Annotated in this window: 17 protein-coding genes; 7 read left to right on the top strand and 10 right to left on the bottom strand. The window is 42.0% G+C overall.

The window, feature by feature from the left end:
• Nucleotides 1-328: 328 nt before the first annotated feature.
• The 4 genes from H6F92_RS04740 to H6F92_RS04725 all read left to right on the top strand — a co-directional run bounded on the left by H6F92_RS04740 (nucleotide 329) and on the right by H6F92_RS04725 (nucleotide 2,891).
• On the top strand, nucleotides 329-565 hold the full coding sequence (locus H6F92_RS04740; protein ID WP_190356961.1) for a hypothetical protein: 237 nt from the start codon (nucleotides 329-331) through the stop codon (nucleotides 563-565).
• Between the two features lie 27 nt (nucleotides 566-592).
• A complete protein-coding gene (locus tag H6F92_RS04735; RefSeq protein WP_190356959.1) occupies nucleotides 593-1,609 on the top strand; it encodes an IS4 family transposase in 1,017 nt (338 codons plus the stop codon).
• Nucleotides 1,610-2,062: 453 nt separating this feature from the next.
• Nucleotides 2,063-2,203 carry a hypothetical protein gene (locus tag H6F92_RS26980; RefSeq protein ID WP_409805230.1) on the top strand — a complete coding sequence of 47 codons (141 nt, stop codon included), beginning with the start codon at nucleotides 2,063-2,065 and terminating at the stop codon, nucleotides 2,201-2,203.
• A gap of 202 nt (nucleotides 2,204-2,405) precedes the next feature.
• Nucleotides 2,406-2,891 (top strand): ISAzo13-like element transposase-related protein, encoded by a 486-nt coding sequence (locus H6F92_RS04725; protein ID WP_190356960.1) that lies wholly within the window; start codon nucleotides 2,406-2,408, stop codon nucleotides 2,889-2,891.
• Nucleotides 2,892-3,397: 506 nt separating this feature from the next.
• Here H6F92_RS04725 and H6F92_RS04720 read toward each other — a convergent pair.
• The 6 genes from H6F92_RS04720 to H6F92_RS04695 all read right to left on the bottom strand — a co-directional run bounded on the left by H6F92_RS04720 (nucleotide 3,398) and on the right by H6F92_RS04695 (nucleotide 11,528).
• Nucleotides 3,398-4,504 (bottom strand): hybrid sensor histidine kinase/response regulator, encoded by a 1,107-nt coding sequence (locus H6F92_RS04720; protein WP_190356958.1) that lies wholly within the window; start codon nucleotides 4,502-4,504, stop codon nucleotides 3,398-3,400.
• Between the two features lie 104 nt (nucleotides 4,505-4,608).
• Nucleotides 4,609-5,046 carry a pentapeptide repeat-containing protein gene (locus tag H6F92_RS04715; RefSeq protein WP_185240723.1) on the bottom strand — a complete coding sequence of 146 codons (438 nt, stop codon included), beginning with the start codon at nucleotides 5,044-5,046 and terminating at the stop codon, nucleotides 4,609-4,611.
• A 114-nt stretch (nucleotides 5,047-5,160) separates the two neighbouring features.
• Entirely contained in the window at nucleotides 5,161-6,633 is a 1,473-nt protein-coding gene (locus H6F92_RS04710) for a BCD family MFS transporter (protein ID WP_190356957.1), read from the bottom strand.
• Nucleotides 6,634-6,705: 72 nt separating this feature from the next.
• Nucleotides 6,706-7,545 carry an Rpn family recombination-promoting nuclease/putative transposase gene (locus tag H6F92_RS04705; protein WP_190356956.1) on the bottom strand — a complete coding sequence of 280 codons (840 nt, stop codon included), beginning with the start codon at nucleotides 7,543-7,545 and terminating at the stop codon, nucleotides 6,706-6,708.
• Between the two features lie 339 nt (nucleotides 7,546-7,884).
• Nucleotides 7,885-9,135 (bottom strand): RNA polymerase sigma factor RpoD, encoded by a 1,251-nt coding sequence (rpoD, locus tag H6F92_RS04700; protein WP_190356955.1) that lies wholly within the window; start codon nucleotides 9,133-9,135, stop codon nucleotides 7,885-7,887.
• A gap of 791 nt (nucleotides 9,136-9,926) precedes the next feature.
• On the bottom strand, nucleotides 9,927-11,528 hold the full coding sequence (locus tag H6F92_RS04695; protein ID WP_190356954.1) for a 2-isopropylmalate synthase: 1,602 nt from the start codon (nucleotides 11,526-11,528) through the stop codon (nucleotides 9,927-9,929).
• Between the two features lie 176 nt (nucleotides 11,529-11,704).
• Between H6F92_RS04695 and H6F92_RS04690 the strand changes: the two genes are divergently transcribed.
• Nucleotides 11,705-12,040: a hypothetical protein gene (locus tag H6F92_RS04690; RefSeq protein WP_036402045.1), complete on the top strand. Its 336-nt coding sequence runs from the start codon at nucleotides 11,705-11,707 to the stop codon at nucleotides 12,038-12,040.
• A gap of 178 nt (nucleotides 12,041-12,218) precedes the next feature.
• Entirely contained in the window at nucleotides 12,219-13,772 is a 1,554-nt protein-coding gene (locus H6F92_RS04685; RefSeq protein WP_190356953.1) for an FAD-dependent oxidoreductase, read from the top strand.
• A gap of 68 nt (nucleotides 13,773-13,840) precedes the next feature.
• Here H6F92_RS04685 and H6F92_RS04680 read toward each other — a convergent pair whose 3' ends face one another.
• Nucleotides 13,841-15,349 carry a helicase C-terminal domain-containing protein gene (locus H6F92_RS04680; protein WP_190356952.1) on the bottom strand — a complete coding sequence of 503 codons (1,509 nt, stop codon included), beginning with the start codon at nucleotides 15,347-15,349 and terminating at the stop codon, nucleotides 13,841-13,843.
• A 153-nt stretch (nucleotides 15,350-15,502) separates the two neighbouring features.
• Between H6F92_RS04680 and psb28 the strand changes: the two genes are divergently transcribed.
• Nucleotides 15,503-15,841 carry a photosystem II reaction center protein Psb28 gene (psb28, locus tag H6F92_RS04675; RefSeq protein ID WP_002746239.1) on the top strand — a complete coding sequence of 113 codons (339 nt, stop codon included), beginning with the start codon at nucleotides 15,503-15,505 and terminating at the stop codon, nucleotides 15,839-15,841.
• 83 nt (nucleotides 15,842-15,924) lie between these two features.
• Here the strand turns inward: psb28 and H6F92_RS04670 are convergent, their stop codons facing one another.
• Genes H6F92_RS04670 through H6F92_RS04660 form a run of 3 tightly spaced genes read right to left on the bottom strand, consistent with a single transcriptional unit; the run spans nucleotide 15,925 to nucleotide 18,611 of the window.
• A complete protein-coding gene (locus H6F92_RS04670) occupies nucleotides 15,925-16,443 on the bottom strand; it encodes an FKBP-type peptidyl-prolyl cis-trans isomerase (RefSeq protein ID WP_190356951.1) in 519 nt (172 codons plus the stop codon).
• Between the two features lie 6 nt (nucleotides 16,444-16,449).
• The gene (locus H6F92_RS04665; protein ID WP_002746237.1) at nucleotides 16,450-16,773 is read right to left on the bottom strand and encodes a phasin family protein; all 324 of its coding nucleotides are present in this window, start codon (nucleotides 16,771-16,773) and stop codon (nucleotides 16,450-16,452) included.
• A gap of 14 nt (nucleotides 16,774-16,787) precedes the next feature.
• Nucleotides 16,788-18,611 (bottom strand): phosphodiester glycosidase family protein, encoded by a 1,824-nt coding sequence (locus H6F92_RS04660; protein WP_190356950.1) that lies wholly within the window; start codon nucleotides 18,609-18,611, stop codon nucleotides 16,788-16,790.
• Nucleotides 18,612-18,618: the final 7 nt, after the last annotated feature.

Raw genomic sequence — 18,618 nt, 5'->3', positions numbered from 1 at the left:
TTCTCCCAATCCTTTTCTGATCGGCTTTTGGCTAGTTGCTCAAGCTGGATTGTTTCTTCCACACCCCCTTCTTTTTCAATAATTACTTTTCGATTTTTGGCCAATCCTCCTAATGGGACTTAGACAAAAAACAAATCGAGAAAAGCCTCAACTCCAATCCCCGCTTGGGATTTACTTCGAGAAGCCCAAAATCGCTGAAACCCAGATATATCAAGGAAAATCATAAATCGAGGTTAACCCTTTGTCCCGTAATGGTTTGAGCCTTTTTTGCTGACCGAAAACGCCTAAGTCCCATTAGACTAAAAGGATAACTTAATAAAAAATCCCAATGTTAAACAAACAATTTGAGTCCAATCTAAAAGATGCAGCCTCTAAGCTAACAGGCTTCAAGAAACGAGCTTTCATGGCGCAAGTAGCTCAAGATTATTTTCAATCTTCGCCAAGAAAAACGGAAAGTCAATTAGGATGGTCAAGAAAAGCGATAGCGACTGGATTAAAAGCAGAAGTGTTGAACGGGGAAAAAAGTCGTACAAAATTTGATATTATAGATAAGAAAACAAAGTAAATATACACCAATAAATGTGAATAAGCCATGCTAACAATTTTCCCAAAACTAATGAAAGAGCTTCTCAAGCCACTCCCCAAAAATGACTATCCCGCATTAAGTACATTTACTTTTGTGTCCTGTTGGATAGGTTTGGCGCTGGATAAAAGTATCGTCAGCATGAGAGACTTAAGCGCACGCCTGAAAATGCAAGGAATTAATGTCAATACGTCAACTTTTTCTAAGGCGAGTAAAATCCGAGAGACAGAACCATTTGAGAAAATCATCAATAAATTAAATAAAAGTTTAGTAAACAAAAAAGGAAAAGAAGCAGCTCAAGCTTTATTTCCAATTGACTCGACAATAATCTCACTGACAAGTAAACTGTTGTGGACAAAAGGATGGCATCAAGTAAAATTATTTTGTGGACTAAATAGTATCACCACAGAAGTGGGGGGGATTGTGAGCAATTTTGGTCAAGGACATGACTCTAAAGAAGGGAAAAAAACTAGAGAAGAAATTCCTGTAAATGGAGTTGGGGTAATGGACAGAGGCTTTTCTTCTAATGAAAGAATCAGAAAATTATTAGAGAAAAAAGACAAGCACTTTGTTTTAAGGGTAAAAAATGATATGAAGCTAGAAATGCTGGAAAATGGTCAGAGCAAGCTAGGAGCAGAAAAAAGAGAAGTAGAGGTAAGAATCGTTGAGTTTTGTGATCTAGAAAGTCAAAGTGAATTTCGGATAGCGACGGACTTACCCTTAGAAGGAGAAGGGGGGGTAAGTAATGAGGAAATTGCCGAAATGTATCGACAAAGATGGCAAATAGAACTTCTTTGGAAGTTCTTAAAAATGCACCTCAAGCTTGACCGTTTAATCACAAAAAACGAGAGAGGAATTCGGATACAAATTTATAGCTGTATCATCGCTTATTTAATTTTACAGCTAATAGATATTGAAGAAGTATTTGGCAAAAGCTTATTAGATAAATTGCGCTATTTACAGAGTTTTATGTGTCAACATATCAGCTATGTACACTGGTTTAGGAAAATTGTCTATTCAATCTGAAAAATGGCGTTCTGGGGTTGTCATGTTCTTAAATGTAAAGTTTTGTTACGAGATTCAACATTTCTGGATTAAAAGAACTAGAAACAGGAATCACTTGTGGGGATAATTATAGAGCAAGAGGGCGGAAAAAAACGGAAGAAATCCTGATAAATTTAGAAGAAGAGATTAAAAGTTTAGGGTCAACCTATTCGCCAGCTGACCCTAAATTTCAATCAACATTTGCTTATGCTAAAATCAGTGCTAGAGCCGTGGAAGAAGCTTTAATCGAAGAAAAAGGGGATAAAGATGAGGAGTTACCTTGTCGTCAAACCATTGGGGATATTTTAAATCGGATGGGATACCGTTTAAAAAAACACAAAAAGTGAAGCCTTTCAAGAAAATTCCCGAAACAGATAAAATCTTTGAGAACCTAGCTAAAGCGAATAAAGAAGCCGATGAAAATCCGAAAAGAGAATTTCTCTAGATTCTAAAGCCAAAGTAAAAATTGGGGATTTATCAAGAGAAGGAAAAAGAAGAATCCGAGAACCAATCAAAGCTTTAGATCATGATTATAGCGGTTCTCACACCTGTGTGGCACAATTAAACCTTTGCTGATTAAGCTTTTCAACATCGATAATGTACCTCTTGCGAACAGGAAACGCTATATCAATGTTCTGGGGTTTTAGTTCCATTAGGAATTCTGGATGTTCAAGGAGGAAATTTTTCAATATATTTTGGGACTTCAGCCGAAACATCCGATTTTATTGTTGATTGTTTGACCTGATGGTGTCCAAAAAATCAGGCTAAATATTTAGGAATAGAAGAGTTAGCAATTAACTTAGACAGTGGGATGGCGCAGCGTAGTAATAGAAGTCAATTTATTAAGCGAATAGTTCAGTTTTATTTAGAAACAAAACTAAGAATTCGTTTAATTTATTATCCGCCTTATCATAGTAAATACAATCCGATTGAGCGAGGCTGGGCTATCTGGGAAAACTCCTGGAATGGAGCGATTTTCGAGTCAAAAGGAACTGGATTATCTTGGGCATCTAATCTGACTTGGAAAGGCAATCATCCTCAGATTCATCTAATAGAAGAAAATTATGAAAAAGGCATAACTGTTAAGTCTTCCGAATTGGAATTTTTTCAACAATTCTGGCAATCTTCTGAAAGTTTGCCGAAGTGGGATGTGACTATTAGCTCTCCTGCAAACAGCAAAAATCTTCCCTTAGGTGAGGAGACGGTCGACAGCTTATCAGGGATCAGATTTGAGTTTTTAGTTCACTGTTTACTAATCCGGTGAAAAAGCGTTCGACTGACGGCTGACGGTTTAGATGGATAATTAATTAAACCTCTTGCATAATTAATTTTTCATGGTTCAAAAACGGCAAAAATAAGGATTAAATGGCATAAAATCTGTAAATAGACCATTTAATTGATTAATGCTCATTTTTAATTCTCCTGACTACTGGCTACTGACTCCGTTCGGACCTCGGCGTGAGCTTTTGTCGAACGCTGATCTCACGGCCGAAGCCTAACCCTAACAACGATTTTTGATTTCTGCAAGAGGTCTATTGTTCCCCCTTAGGATTTGGTACATTATTTTAGCGCAAGTCTCTTGATTCATGAATCGACCTACTATGAGTTGATTCATGAATCAACCTACTATGACTGGACCTGGGGAGCAGGGTAGGGCTGATTCATTCTCCGAATCTAATTCTTTTTTTGCTACCTTTAATCGCTTATGAGGTAAGCAAAGCACGACGTTTTGACAAATTTTCAGCAAACCCTACCTACTTAGTCAATAGCTTAGTAGGGCAAAGTAAACCAAAATTGTGAACCTTTTTCGTCATTATTCATAATGCCAATTTCCCCTCCGTGACCATGGATAATTTGACGACATAGATATAAACCTAGTCCTAAACTAATCTGATTATTATTATTGCCTCGTTGATAGCGATCAAATAATTGTTTTCTCTGGGTTTCGCTAATTCCCACCCCATTATCGGCAATAGTACACCGGAGATAATTGCCCTCTAGTCTAGCTGACAAAGTGATAATTATCCCTTGGGGATTGTGTTTAAGGGCATTGGCTAATAAATTCTCAAAAACTCGCCAGAGATGGTGAGCATCGGCATTAACTAAGGGTAAATCGGGGGAAAAGTTATTAATTAAAGTTGCTTGATTTTCCCTTAATCTTAACTCCCATTCCTGACTGATTTGTTGACCAATTTCGTAGAGAGATAAAGGCTTTAGTTCTAGGGAAACTCCCCAAAGATCATTCTGTCGGCTTTCGACAAGAGAATCAATTAAAGTTAATTGTCGATCGCAACTGTTGGCCATCTGTTGTAAAATCTTCCGGGATACTTCTTTAGTTTCTCCCTGAGAATTTTTAATTAAATTATTTAAGATCATTGACATCCCGATCACGGGATTGCGGAGATCATGAGAGACAGCATGAAGATAAATTTCTAAGGTTTCCTCAGCTTTTTGACGTTCTTGAATTTCGTTTTGTAGTTGTTTTTTTTGACGAGAAATAGTTAATTGATTTTCGATGCGGGCCATCACTTCTTCCCCTTGAAAAGGTTTAGAAATATAATCGACACCTCCCACTTGAAAAGCTTTGACTTTATCTAAGACATCATCAAGAGCGCTGATAAAAATCACGGGAATTTCTCTGGTTTTTTCATCAGCTTTTAACTGTTCACAAACTTGATAACCATTGAGATCGGGCATATTAATATCAAGGAGGATCAGATCGGGAATTAGCGATCGCACTGTATTCAGGGCCATCTGTCCATTAATCGCTTTGCGTACCTGATATCCCTTCTCGGTGAGCATAATCGACAATAGCCTCAGATTATTGGGCAAATCATCGACAATTAAGACACTAGAGCGCGGTGTGAGTTGAGTCATGCCGGTTATTTTATAACTCAAACTATTTAGTAAAAGTGTATAAAAAAACAGACGCGACACTCGCATCTGTTACAAAATTAACTATATTTTGAGGACAAGAACATCTAAGGATTTTCACCACCCACAGCGATGCCTGTACCATAAATCTGAGCATTTGTCAAGTTAATTCTTTCCATTGATGCACCCGTCACATCAGCATCATAGATCATGGCACTGGTGAAATTAACGCCATTGAGATTAGCTTGATTCAAACTGGCATTAGTCAGAAGAACTGCGGTCAAATTTGCGCCTTCTAGGTTAGCATCGGTCAAATCTGCGCCCTCTAAGTTAGCTTCCTCCAGATTAGCTCCCTGTAAATTCGCTTTTCTCAAATCTGCACCGATTAGATGCGCCCCTCTTAAATCGGCACCCCGGAGATCACACCCCGGACATTCCCCCGTATTCAATAATTGTTGCACCTGTCGGGGATTTTCCGCACCGACGGGGTTAATCAGCAGTAAGGAAGCTAGGGAACCTAGGGCAATCATTAAAGTCCTTTTCATCGTTTTAGCCTCCTCTTTCGTTTTCTTCTCTACTTTTAGGATAGGAAAAAAGCTGCTAACCAACTTCCCCCGATCGGGCTAATTCTCCTGTTATCTCACTTTTGCTTGCTTTTGCTAGTCGATCTCTCCTTTTATTACTGTTGCGATCGCATCTCGGGCATTTTCCTTAAATTCCTTCACATCAACCCGACTTAATAACCAAACTGCTAGGATCATTCCCAATGCTTGCACGAGAAAAACTAAGCTATAGGCTAAAACCGGACTAGAAAAGATAACTTTACCGATATTTAAAATCGTACCGCCTAAAACCGTGGCTAATCCCCGGGCGATCGCTTGTGATAATCCCCAAGCGCCGATAAAAGTTCCCGCAGTTTCGGCAGCGGTTAAATCTAACATTAAACTGGTAGCTCCAGCAGTAATCATTCCCGAAGCTAAACCGAAAAAGAGCAAGCTTGATTTTAATAAACTTTGATTAGCAGAAAATCCGGCAAAAATCAAGATAATAAAACAAATTGTTGCAAAAATACAGCCATATTTAGTGGTTTTTTGTTTACCGACGCGGGGAATGAGCATAAATCCCGTGGCAGCGATACCAAAAAGGGTTCCGGTTCCCCAAAAAGCGTTTAATTGGGTGGTTTGGGCGATACACATCCCAAAAACCTCGCCCCCAAAAGGTTCCATAATTGCATCCTGCATAAATAAACTCAAAGTCATCATCAGCAGAAAGGTGAAAAATAAACCAGTTTGCCGACTAGCGGTGAGAACCTGTAACGCATCCTTGAAGGTAATTTGATCCTCTCTTTGCACAAGAGTGGAACGGGAACTAAAACGAGAATATTTTTTTTCTACGCCAAAAGTCGCTAAAATACAGAGAACAAAAACGATAGCGGGCATGATCGCAAACACGGGGTTAATATTCGCCTGTAGTTGCGGAATATTGGCTATAGGGGCTGATTGAGTCGGAGCATAGGTCAAAATATTTGTACCGCAGATATTGGGAGTATCCAGCAAACGAGAACTAACGATCGCCCCGACGACAATTCCCACCATCAGCATTGACCAAACTATACCAACTAATTGCGATCGATTATCTTCATCGGACACATCCACTAAGAGGGCAGCAAAAGGGGTAGAACTGGCACTTAAAGCGAGTCCGTAGAGGGCGAAAATTAAGGCTAAGAGGGCAATCCAAGCGTAGGAAATGGTATTCCATCCCGAAGTTTGAATACTAAGTCCCAATTGCCAGACTACCTGCAAAGCAATAAAAGCTAAAGCGGTAAAAACTGCCGCCCCAATCCAGACATAACCGCTGCGATGATGACCGAAAATAGTTTTACCGTCGGATCTTTGCCCAAACCAGATGCGTGCTGGACTAACAAACTGGTGCATAGCGATCGCAGCTGCGGCAAGAAAGGGTAAAACTTTCAACTCATCGATCATAATCCGATTGAGAACCCCCAAAGTCAGCAGGGACATAATACCTAGTCCCATTTGAAAGAGTCCTAAGCGAAACATGGTGAAAAGTCCCAGTTTTGGCAGGGGTTTTGGGGATGAGTGAGTAGAATGGGGAATATCGCTGGTAGCCATGGTTAAATCAATACGGGAAAAAAGCCGGTATTTAAAAATTTAACGCAGGACGAGCAGACATCTTCTGGGGATTTAAATTTCTATCTCCGATAACCAAGTGGTCAGATCTGTCAAGCTGGTAAAATCGAGCAGCGCTTCTCCTAAAGTTTCTAATTGTTCTAGAGATAGTTCTCGGATTTGTTGGCTTAAAGTCGAGGATATTTCACCTAAACGACGGTTAAGTAGCCGTAGAATCAAAGAAACCGCTTCTTCTCGTCTTCCTTCCTCTCTTCCTTGTGCTTTTCCACTTTCCCGGATATCCTGATAAATAACTGATTCGCGCATAATTTCTTCCCTTAATAAACTTCCGATGATTTCCTTACTTAATACTAACCCCGCCAGAATTGCTGTAGCGGCGGCTAAATTGCTTTTTTCAGTTCTACCCTCGATATTATCAATTTTTGCGGCTACTTGTCGTAGAATTTCGGGACGATTAGGGGTTTTTCCTAGATTGGCCAAGGGTAACAATCCTGATAATCCTAACATTTTCTCGGCTGGAATTTCCCAAAGACGAAGCACTTCGTATTCATGACGGGTATTGGGAAGGATAAAAGCGTTTTCCTGCACCAAAGGTGATGAGGTTTCTTTCAGGTAAATTACCACTTGTCGCATGGTTTTTTTGGGGAAGCGACGATAGACTCTAGTACGATAATCTAACATCCGAAAGGACATTTTTGGGTCAGGATCGGTCTGGAATTCGAGATGAAGAATAATCTGATCTGATTCTAACAAAATCAGGGCATCGGCCCGAATCGGTTCTAGAGACAGTTCCGAGGGACTCAATTGGGTGAAGGAGAGGGGTTCTCCTAATAACCATTGGGCAAAGTCACGACTATAATTTTCGGCGAGAAATTTACAGACATTATCATACATTTCTTGATTCTAATCAATGAGATATTTAAGTAGGGAGGCACAATCATTTGTAGGATGGGTTAGCGGTAGCGTAACCCATCGGGGCGTTGGGTTTCATGCTTCAACCCAACCTACGTTCATCTTATATTTAATTCCACCCACCTACTTATAGTGCTTCTCATCAGTATAAAGTGTAACCTAATTTGGTATCAACAAGCGACTACCCAAAAGGAAAACTTTGTACCTCATCATTAATATAACTGTTGTAAATTCGATCGAGAGATGGGGAGAGGAAAGTGTAGATAACAATAAAACTGAGCCTCAAGGAGACTCAGTTTCTAGTTTTTTAAGAGCGGGAAATTAACGAATGTACTCTTTGAGGATACTATTACGGTTAGGGTGACGCAGTTTCCGCAGGGCCTTGGCTTCTATTTGACGAATGCGCTCGCGAGTGACGTTGAAAATCTGGCCGATTTCTTCGAGTGTTTTCATCCGGCCGTCATCTAAACCGTAGCGCAGCCGCAGCACATCGCGTTCGCGAGGACTCAGGGTATCGAGGACATTTTCTAAATCCTCGCGTAATAGATTTTTAGAAACTTCATCTTCTGGGGTTTCCCCATCCGCTTCGATAAAGTCTCCTAAACGGGAATCTTCTTCTTTACCGATGGGAGTCTCTAGAGAAATAGGTAATTGGGCAGATTTGGCAATAAAACGCAGTTTTTCAATGGTCATCTCCATCTTGGTGGCGATTTCTTCCTCGGTGGGTTTGCGACGCATTTCCTGAGAAAGAATCTTGGTGGTTTTTTTGATCCGGGAGATGGTTTCGTAGAGGTGGACGGGGAGACGAATGGTGCGGGATTGATCGGCGATCGCCCGGGTGATGGCTTGACGAATCCACCAAGTGGCATAGGTGGAGAATTTATAACCCTTTTCGTGGTCGAATTTTTCGGCGGCGCGGATCAAACCGAGGGAACCTTCTTGAATTAAATCTTGGAAGGAAAGACCGCGATTCATGTATTTCTTGGCGATCGAAACCACTAAACGCAGGTTCGATTGTACCATTTTTTCCTTAGCGCGACGACCATGGTACAAACGACGCTTAAAGGCCGATAAGTATTCCTTTGATTTCGCCTGCCATTCTTCCAGCATGGGAGCCATTAGCTCCGTTTTAGCTAAATAAGCCTTAATATCCGATAATTTCGCTTCTTTTTCCGATTTTTCAGCGATAATTTTCTCGATGCCCTCGAACAAGAAAACCTGTTTTCCCCATTCGGCATCGCTATAGAGGCGAAAGTCCTCGCGAATGCGTTCTAATTTCAGTAGATCGGCGATTTTTCTCGCTAATTCGATCTCCTCTTCCGCTCTCAATAACCGAATCCTGCCGATCTCTTGCAGATAAATCCGAATCGAATCTTCTGTATAGGGTTTTTTTCTAGCGGCGTCGCGACGACGAGCGCTGGCAAGGCGGCGGGTTTTTTTGCCATCGTTGCTATCGCTGACTTCTTCTAGCTCTAACTCGATATCCTCATCATCGAAGTCTTCGTCTAGGTCAATCAAATCTAAATCCAATGGCGGCTCGGTAAGGGTTAGTACATCGTGGGCCTGCATCATGCCGTTTTCCTCTTGCTCCTTCTGTGCAAAACTAGAAGATCGAATCTCAATCTAGGTGATACTGAACAAATTTGTGTCTCAAATCCGAGACGGGGAAAGACTTTTCCGATTGTAGCTTTAATTACAACAAATGGGAGAAGATTTTTGCTTAAATTCTCTTGTGTCGATGGGATTTTAGCGACACGGAATGCTGTTTTAGCTCGGTCAACTCATAATCTGGCTCCTGCAAAAATTGGATAAATGGCTGGAGGACTGAAATCCGATCGCTCGATTGTCTGCGGTGTTGACCAGATAGCTAAGTATCAAAGGAATTATGGGGTGGGTTAACTGTTCCCATTGACAAGGGGAACAGCATCCCTAGGTGCCTTTGCTAATTTTTTCTAGTCCTTAGCCATTGTATTTAATTTGATCGGATTCTTGCGGATAAATTTCATCCCTCATTGCTTTTACGGGAATCTAATCTTAATACAAATGTATTAAGATTGTTAGAGCGCAAGCTCATAATATTAAGTTAGCAACATTTTAGAAATTTGCGAGACAAATTTAAGATTTTCTCCAATAGCACCGTGGGGTGTGGGGTGTGGGGTGTAGGGTGTGGGGTGTGGGGTGTAGGGTGTGGGGTGTAGGGTGTGGGGTGTAGGGTGTGGGGTGTGGGGTGTGGGGTGTGGGGTGTGGGGTGTGGGGTGTGGGGTGTGGGGTGTGGGGTGTTTTCTCAGTGAACTGATAACTGATAACTGATAACTGATAACTGACTCCTAACCCCACGGACCAACTTGTTCAGCAAACCCTATCTAGACTTGTAGCATTTCTGGGGTTTTTTCCTTCTGCTGCAGTGCCACGTGGAGACGGTTTAAGGCGCTGACGTAGGCACGAGCGGAGGCGACAATAATATCGGTATCGGCTGCGCGAGCAGAATAGGTGCGTCCTTCGTAACGGAGACGGATAGTCACTTCTCCTAAAGCATCGATTCCCTCGGTCACTTCTCGCACCGAGAAAGAAATTAATTCGTTCGGAATCTGCACCACTCGATCGATCGCTTTGCAGAGAGCATCCACTGGCCCTGTCCCAATGGCCGCATCGGATAACTCGCTACCGTCGGGATTGCGAATTGTTACCGTGGCCGTGGGTCTGGCGTTATTGCCACAGGACACTTGTACTAATTCGAGGCGGAAGTGATCGGGAACCGTATCGATTTCATCGTTAACAATCGCTTCTAGATCGCGATCGGTGATTTCCTTTTTGCGATCAGCCATTTCCTTAAACTGGATAAAAGCGTTATTAAGTTCCGTTTCCGAAAGTTCAAAACCCAATTCCTGTAACCGAGAGCGAAAAGCGTTGCGGCCAGAGAGTTTACCGAGAACGATCTGATTATGGGTTAAACCGATCGATTCTGCATCCATAATCTCATAGGTGAGTTTATGTTTTAACACCCCGTCCTGATGGATTCCCGACTCGTGTGCGAAAGCGTTAGCACCGACGATCGCCTTATTCGGTTGCACGATCATGCCGGTAAGATTAGAAACTAGGCGAGAAGTGCGATAGATTTCCTTGGTGTTGATCTTGGTTAAAGGTTCTGTGGACTCTGGGGGACGACCGAGGAAAGGATTAAAATAGGAGCGCCGCACATGAAGGGCCATCACCAATTCTTCTAGGGAAGCATTACCGGCACGCTCACCGATACCATTAATAGTACATTCCAACTGTCGAGCGCCATTTTTAACCGCTTCGAGGAAATTAGCCACCGCTAACCCTAAATCGTCGTGACCATGGACGGAGATAATCGCTTGGTCGATATTGGGGACATTTTCCTTAATACCACGGATTAAAGCCCCAAATTCGCTAGGGGTGGTATAACCGACGGTATCGGGAATATTGACGGTGGTGGCTCCTGCGGCGATCGCTCTTTCGAGGACTTGATAGAGGAATTCCGGATCGCTGCGGCCGGCATCTTCGGGGGAAAATTCCACATCATCAACGAAGGATTTGGCATAGGCCACCATTTCCGGCACAATCTCAAGAACTTCCTGACGAGTCTTCTTAAGTTTGTATTGGAGGTGGATATCAGATGTGGCTAGGAAGGTGTGAATTCTGGGCTTGGCGGCGGGTCTGAGCGCATCGGCGGCTGATTTGATATCTTTTTGAGTAGTGCGGGCTAATCCGCAAATAATCGGGCTATCAGCTTCGCTGCCGACGCTGGCGGCAATTTTCTGCACCGCATCAAAGTCCCCCGGACTAGCGTGGGGAAAACCCGCTTCAATGACATCAACTCCCAGTCGTGCCAGTGCGCGTGCTATGGTTAGCTTCTCATCCACATTTAAAGCGGCACCCGGGGACTGTTCCCCATCTCGAAGGGTGGTATCGAAGATAATCACACGATCTGGACTGGTATTCATAGTTTTTTTGTACCGTTAACGAACTTGGGAGTTGTTCCTCTAATTATAGCAGCCGAGGCCGCGGGGATTGTTAAGGAAAATTGCCCTGAGAATTTCTCGACTTGCTCGCGCTTTTCCGGCTTGCCCTCTTTTTGGCTACCATAGAGGATATAGATAAATTGGCGAGGTAGTTAACAATGTTTGGCAAACCAGCGAAGGAACCGAACCCACCGGAGGTAAAAGACCTACAGGAAGTGATGTTTTCAATTAAGCAAAATCTCGAACCAGATCAGGATAAAGCTGATATTAATCTTGTTGAGACTCCTACTCCAGAGGTGGTTACTGTAGTTGAGAATATTAGTAAAATTCTCTCTCCCTATTTTATCGTTTTGGTGGGTTTATTCCTCTATGATCGGAATAGTTTTATCGGTTTTTTATTAGTTTTTACGGGAGTTTTGGCAATTTTTGGGGTTTCTCTCAAGGATATTAATAAACTCATTGAAGAAGGAAAAAAGTTTTTCCAATCTAAGTAGTTTTCTCCTCTGGATAGAGCAGTGATCTTAATGGTGAGGTGGCAAGTCTCTACTGTTAGGAAACGACTAGAGGGATGTTTTTTTGAGTGATCAGTCAGTAAACAGTGAACTGATAACTGATAACTGATAACTGATAACTGATAACTGATAACTGATAACTGATAACTGATATAAGATTATGTCTTTAGTTGCATCTTTACTTGATCGAGTATCTCCTCAGAGTTTACAACAATTGCGAGCCAGTGATCGAGCTTGGCAAGCTTTGCGTTTAGAAAATCCAGTTATTCCTACGGTAATTAATCAAAGTCAAGAATCTTTAGGAGAGACGGATTTTGATCTAGTTATTGCGGGGGGAACCCTAGGAATTTTTATCGGGGCTGCTTTGCAAACTAGGGGCTGGCGTGTGGCATTATTAGAAAGAGGTATTCTGCGCGGTCGTGAACAGGAGTGGAATATTTCCCGTTTAGAACTAAGCAGTTTTTTAGAGTTAGATTTATTGACCGAAGCTGAATTAAATCAAGCAATAGCGACGGAATATAATCCTGCTAGGGTGGGATTCTATCAAGGTTATGAGCTTTGGGTTAGAGATATTTTAAATATTGGTGTTGATCCAGTTTATTTGCTAGAGACTTTAAAAACTAAGTTTTTGCAAGCGGGAGGAAAGTTATTAGAAAATTCGGGGTTTAGGGAGGCGATTATTCATCCCGATGGGGTAATGGTTAAAACGGGAGAAGTAACTTTAAAAACCCGTTTATTAATCGATGCCATGGGTCATTTTTCGCCAATTGCAAAACAGGCAAGAAAAGGAGAAAAACCCGATGGAGTTTGTTTAGTGGTGGGTAGTTGCGGTCAGGGTTTTCCCAGTAATGAAACTGGTGATTTGATTTATTCTTTTACCCCAATCTTGCACCAATGTCAATACTTTTGGGAAGCATTTCCCGCTAGGGATGGTCGGACAACTTATTTATTTACCTATCTCGATACCCATCCCGATCGCTTTAGTTTAGAATTTTTGATGGAGGAGTATTTAAGATTACTGCCGGAGTATCAAAAGGTGGATTTAGAAGCGGTCAAATTTCAGCGTTTTCTAGCGGGTTTTTTCCCTGCCTATCGTCAAAGTCCTTTAAAAATGCCCTGGTCAAGAATTCTGGCAGTGGGAGATAGTAGTGGTAGTCAATCTCCAGTAAGTTTTGGTGGTTTTGGGGCAATGGTTAGGCATTTAAAAAGGCTAACTTTCGCCATTGAGGAAGCTTTACAAATCGATGCTTTAAACCGAGAAGATTTAGCTCTTTTACAACCTTATCAACCGAATATATCGGTAACGTGGCTATTTCAAAAAACCATGAGTGTCCCGATGTCTGCTAACCCTAATCCCAATCAAATTAATGACTTAATGAGTGGAGTTTTTCGGGTAATGGATAAGTTGGGAGATGAGGTATTAAAACCGTTTTTACAGGATGTGGTGCAGTTTTCTTCCCTCTCAAAAACTTTGCCTTTGGTTAATCCTCAATTAGTTTTACCGATGATTCCGCAAGTGGGTATCAGTCCTTTTATTGATTGGACGGGACATTATTTTAATTTAGCTTTGTATAGTGGTTTATATCCCTTAGCAACCACCTTAAAACCTGTTTTAGAAAAGTTACCCGACAAGCAAAAATATCTTTATCATCGTTATTTGGATAGTTGGAAATATGGCTCTGGGGGAGATTTTATCAGTAAATCCGTTGAGTAACGCACAGAAAACGGGTTTCTCGGAGAAACCCGTTTTCTGCTGATTTAGTATGATAACTGATCACTGATTTAATCTTTATCTTGAAAAAATTGTTGATCGAGATAATTGACTTTAGCATAGGGTTCTAAAGCGGAGAGAATTTGTCGGCCATAACTGCGAGCATTGACACGATTATCAAGAACAGCCACACAACCTTGACACTCCCGGAGAGACTGAACAGATTTCTGAATTTCCCTCACTGCTGTGGGTAAAAGATAGGCACGAAACCAGTCGAGATGTTGTCGTTTATAGTAGGCAATTTTGCCAGCAACGAGAGGATTTTCGGGGGAAGGTAAGGGTAAAGTTGCGATAATTAATAAACTGGGAGTAAGAAATTTTTCTTGATGGGTTTGCCAGAATTGCCAACCACAAACCAGAATAGTATTACTATTAATCTCAGTTTTTTCCACTTGCACTCGCGAACCGTAATCGGCTGCGATTTGGGTGGCAATTTGTGCCTTGAGGGGAACATCTTCAATCAGGATTACTATCGGTTGTTCACTGGTATGATTAGCACTAACTAATTCCCGCACTTGCTTTAATAACATCGGTTGAAATTCGGGAGTATTGGGGGCGCTGATGCGATCGGGTAGATATAAATGAATATATTCACTTTCGCGATCGGCTGCAAACTTTAGAGTTAAAATATCTCCGATACCCTGATTTTGACGGTATAAATTAGCGGATTTTTCGCTATCTAAAAAACTGCCGATTAAAACAAAGGGTTGCTGCTGCCAAATTGGTTTGAAAAAACTAGCCACCTCCAAAGGACTGATTTTTAGGGTGAATTCTTCTCGCTCTCGATCTACTGATGTCCAGAGGAGATAATTATGCTCGGGGATTTTTGCCGCTAAAAGTTGCCAAACAGAGTCAGTGGTTAAGTCTTGATGCAAGCGTTGCAGTAGAGCAATTATATATTCTTTTTCCTTGGCATCAATAAGATAGCAATTATAGGGATTTATTGGATGACCAAGAATACTTTGGCTAAGTTGTGCTTTAATTAAGTCTATAAACTCTCTATGCTGGGGATATGCTGACTCTAAAGCGAACCATTGTTCGGGAGTAATGGTGACGGTGAGATAGTTGACTAGACAAGTTTCTAAATCTTCGGCTCGATCGATTATCGTGGCGATATTCTGGGGAAAATGACCGAGATTGCCCAATTTATCCTCTAACCATTGTTGGGGTGTGGTGAGGAGTAAACCGGTAAAATTAGCGGGAAAGCGATCGCTTTTGAGGATAGCTCGCTGAGTTTGTAACCATGTTTGCAGATGGGGGATTTCCACTTCTAACAGTAGATTTAATTCTGACTCGGGGGCAACTATCAGAACAGGTGTATTACCTAAAAGAGCCGGGGTGAGATAACTGAGACAATAACGGGTGAGAGTGGTTCCAGTTTGTATGAGAGAGGACCGTTTTAAGCGTAAAGCTCTAGCCACCAGTCGCCCCATAGTGAGATGATGAGACCAGTAAAAGCGTCCTTGTTCGCGTAAAAAAGCGCGTAGGGAAGAATGAACCGCTGCTTCTAATAAAACCATCTCATCTCAGTTATTGGTTATCAGTAGTCAAACCCACCCCCGCGAGTTTACCGTGGATACTTTAAGTTTATGGTGTCCCATCTGCTTTTTACTTGCGACTTGGTGTGAGATGATTTAGAAATGTCTATTTTATGAGAAGGATAAAGAAAAGTAATGGCAGAAATTCAGTTTTCCAGGGGGTTAAAAGAACCGGTTGTTCCCGATATCCGCTTAAGTCGCACGAAAACGGGAGAGAAGGGATCGGCAAAATTTTACTTTGATCAACCGACTATCCTCGGAGATCAACAAACCGAGGAAATCACGGGGATGTATCTCATCGATGAGGAAGGAGAAATCGTCACCAGGGAAGTAAAAGGCAAATTTATCAACGGTAAACCCATGGCGATCGAAGCTACGGTTATTTTTAATTCTCCCGCAGAGTGGGATCGTTTTATGCGTTTTATGGAACGTTACGGTAGCGAAAACGGTCTAGAATTTACTAAATCTTCCTGATTTGGCCCTTAGCTTTCGGCAATTTGTCAAAAAACCCGCATTCGGGATCGATGCGGGTAGAGGTGAAAAATCAGAAGAAAAACCTATTTAACTGCCAACAATTCCACATCGAAAAGTAAAGTCGCGTTGGGAGGAATCACCCCACCGGCACCCCGCGCACCATAACCTAATTCTGGGGGGATAATTAAGGTACGCTGCCCCCCGACTTTCATCGATGCGACTCCTTCATCCCATCCTTTGATCACTTGACCAACTCCAATGGTAAAGGTAAAAGGTTGATTGCGATCCTTGGAACTATCGAATTTTTTGCCGTCTGTCAGGGTTCCCGTGTAGTGAACAGTTACTTTTTGACCTTTTTGGGGAGTTTCTCCAGTTCCTTCCACGATATCGATGTATTTTAGTCCCGAATCGGTGGTAACTGCTTGATCTAAATCCATGGAGATGATTTCCTTATTAATAGTTTGAGTGATAGGGGGTGGATTGGTTTCGGCGGCGATCGCATTGTTTTTTTCCCCTCCACCAAAGAGGGAAGCAGCGATTAAAAATAAGCCACAAACCGCAATAATAGCAAAACTGAGCAAGATTTCGCGCATTGATTTCATAGTTCCCTAACGCCAGAGTTTATTCTCTAAGTCTCTCACCTGTCGTTCTAATCTATCAATCCTTCCCCGCAGTTCATCCATTTCCGATTGTCGGGGAACCCCTAAATCCTGCAAGATCTGGCGAATATAGCGTTCTAAGTTGTTCTCGAAGCTCCCCTGTTCAGACTTCATCTGTGTCATCAGATCATCGACAAAGTTTTTAGCCTGATCAGAATTGATTTTACCGTCTTTGACTAATTCGTCGCTCACTTCTTTGATCTTTTCTGCCACCATGGAAGTGGTGCCAATACCCATCAGCAGCAATTGTTTAATCCAGTCGCTATTATCCATTGTTTTCACACTTTTCAAGGAGACGGGGATAAAAATATCCCTATTCCATTATGGACTTTTGCGGCGGTAACGGCAGAGCGATCGAGCAGATAACCCGCCAAGGCTATTCCAGTGGAACTACCACCATCTAGGTTTAAACCGTCTTTTGCCGCCATTAACAGCAAAATTCGGGCTAATTCGCCTAAAGTTGCCCCCCTTCCCCCGACGCGATTATGGATAGCAACTAGCAGAATTTTTCCTTCTTGGCTAACTGCGATCGCACTGCGGGAAGCTTGTTGATTTTGGAATGCCGGACTAAATTTTTCGGCATTTCCATCCAAAACTATGCGCCCATTCTGCAATAATAGGGGTCCAGCACCTAAAATCTGGGGATAATTGGCAAAATCTCTCGGTAGGGTGACGCTATCGAGGTTGACTGTCTCACCAATCTTTAAATTAATATCTGTCTTTCGGCAGATGACTAAATAGCCATTTTCCGGTATGTCTATACTATCCTGTGGCAAAAGATTATTTAATTTCTCCGTTATGCGATCGCCTTGCACGACTAACCCAGTTTCGCGCTCGGTGAGGGGATGATAATTATTTCCCCAATCACGAGTATAACGACTGCAGCCGGCTGCTACAAAGGCACTATTTAACTGGGTTAGGGGAAAACGTTGTCCGGTGGCATTAATCAGGGTTTCCTCTAAACTCAGGCGATCGATTCTGATTTTACCACGATTATCCCATGCGATCGCTCCTCGGTTTAAAATTGGTCCAGATAACCATTTGCCATCCACACGAATTGCCCCCAAAGGTAACTGATTATTACGATTAAAAAAGCCGCCATTAATCATCGCTACCGCATTACTTTCGCTATTAATCGTGATCAGAGGATTAGTACCGCGCATTGAGGTGGAATTAGCGGTGATTGGTTTAATAGTTATCTGAGGATTTCTGGGATCGATTTCTAACCAAGTCACGGGAAACCAATCTTTGTCTAACTGGATATATTTTTGATTCCAGATTAACCCTGGTTGCCAAACAATGCGCTTTTCATCCATAGCATCGGGACGAGAATCAATGATAATTCGGGGAGGATTATCCACACTGCCGATCTGTAATCCGTAGGCAGTGGGAAGGTTAATTTTTAAACGACTGATCACCCCATTATTTTCTAAGGAAGTGATCTGAGTGGGTAAGTTATTATTAGAGTTTCCTAGATCATCTTCATCGTTATTTGGGTTACTGTTGCTGATAGTTTTGGGTTGAAACCTAGAGATAAGTGATTGTTGGGCATTTCCTTCTAGGGTAATCACTGCTTGATTTTTTGCCTGACTAACTTGCCAAAAGGTCGGGCGATCGAGTTGAATAATAATCCTTTGTACTGCTCCATAATTTTCTAGCTGAATATCTTGAATCTGGGGAGCAGGAAAGTTAATAGTTAAACTATCGCCATTAATAGTGGTTGTTGCCCCCATTGTTAGTAAAATATCCGTAACGTCTAGCCAGCGATCGGAATTGATCAAATTAGCTGATAAAGTTTGTAAATTAAACCAGCTTATCGGTTGCTTTTTCGGATCATTTGTGCTAAGAAAATCCATGCCGAATAATTGTCTTGCTCCCGTGTCACTCATGGCAATTCTGGTACTATTTGCTGCTGTCCACTGTCGCCAAGATACGGGCAAAGAACGACCATTAAGAATAATTGTTCGTCCCTGTTGCTGGTTTGATAAATCCCGAGAAGCTAAAGTTATTGGTGATCTATGATCGGCTAAAGATATAGCTGGACTGCCAAGAATTATCAAGGAAGTTACCGTTAAACAGATAGATTTGATAGTCAGGTAATTTAACTTCATAATTATC

The organism is Microcystis wesenbergii FACHB-1317, assembly GCF_014696875.1.
GTDB lineage: Bacteria > Cyanobacteriota > Cyanobacteriia > Cyanobacteriales > Microcystaceae > Microcystis > Microcystis wesenbergii_A.
This window is presented reverse-complemented; position numbering and strand designations above follow the sequence as displayed.

Coding starts and splice junctions, on each gene's coding strand:
- H6F92_RS04660 (WP_190356950.1), bottom strand. CDS start 18,611: ATGAAGTTAAATTACCTGACTATCAAATCTATCTGTTTAACGGTAACT.
- H6F92_RS04715 (WP_185240723.1), bottom strand. CDS start 5,046: ATGAAAAGGACTTTAATGATTGCCCTAGGTTCCCTAGCTTCCTTACTG.
- H6F92_RS04685 (WP_190356953.1), top strand. CDS start 12,219: ATGTCTTTAGTTGCATCTTTACTTGATCGAGTATCTCCTCAGAGTTTA.
- H6F92_RS04735 (WP_190356959.1), top strand. CDS start 593: ATGCTAACAATTTTCCCAAAACTAATGAAAGAGCTTCTCAAGCCACTC.
- H6F92_RS04740 (WP_190356961.1), top strand. CDS start 329: ATGTTAAACAAACAATTTGAGTCCAATCTAAAAGATGCAGCCTCTAAG.
- H6F92_RS04680 (WP_190356952.1), bottom strand. CDS start 15,349: ATGGTTTTATTAGAAGCAGCGGTTCATTCTTCCCTACGCGCTTTTTTA.
- psb28 (WP_002746239.1), top strand. CDS start 15,503: ATGGCAGAAATTCAGTTTTCCAGGGGGTTAAAAGAACCGGTTGTTCCC.
- H6F92_RS04665 (WP_002746237.1), bottom strand. CDS start 16,773: ATGGATAATAGCGACTGGATTAAACAATTGCTGCTGATGGGTATTGGC.
- H6F92_RS04720 (WP_190356958.1), bottom strand. CDS start 4,504: ATGACTCAACTCACACCGCGCTCTAGTGTCTTAATTGTCGATGATTTG.
- H6F92_RS04705 (WP_190356956.1), bottom strand. CDS start 7,545: ATGTATGATAATGTCTGTAAATTTCTCGCCGAAAATTATAGTCGTGAC.
- H6F92_RS04710 (WP_190356957.1), bottom strand. CDS start 6,633: ATGGCTACCAGCGATATTCCCCATTCTACTCACTCATCCCCAAAACCC.
- H6F92_RS04695 (WP_190356954.1), bottom strand. CDS start 11,528: ATGAATACCAGTCCAGATCGTGTGATTATCTTCGATACCACCCTTCGA.
- H6F92_RS04690 (WP_036402045.1), top strand. CDS start 11,705: ATGTTTGGCAAACCAGCGAAGGAACCGAACCCACCGGAGGTAAAAGAC.
- rpoD (WP_190356955.1), bottom strand. CDS start 9,135: ATGATGCAGGCCCACGATGTACTAACCCTTACCGAGCCGCCATTGGAT.
- H6F92_RS04670 (WP_190356951.1), bottom strand. CDS start 16,443: ATGAAATCAATGCGCGAAATCTTGCTCAGTTTTGCTATTATTGCGGTT.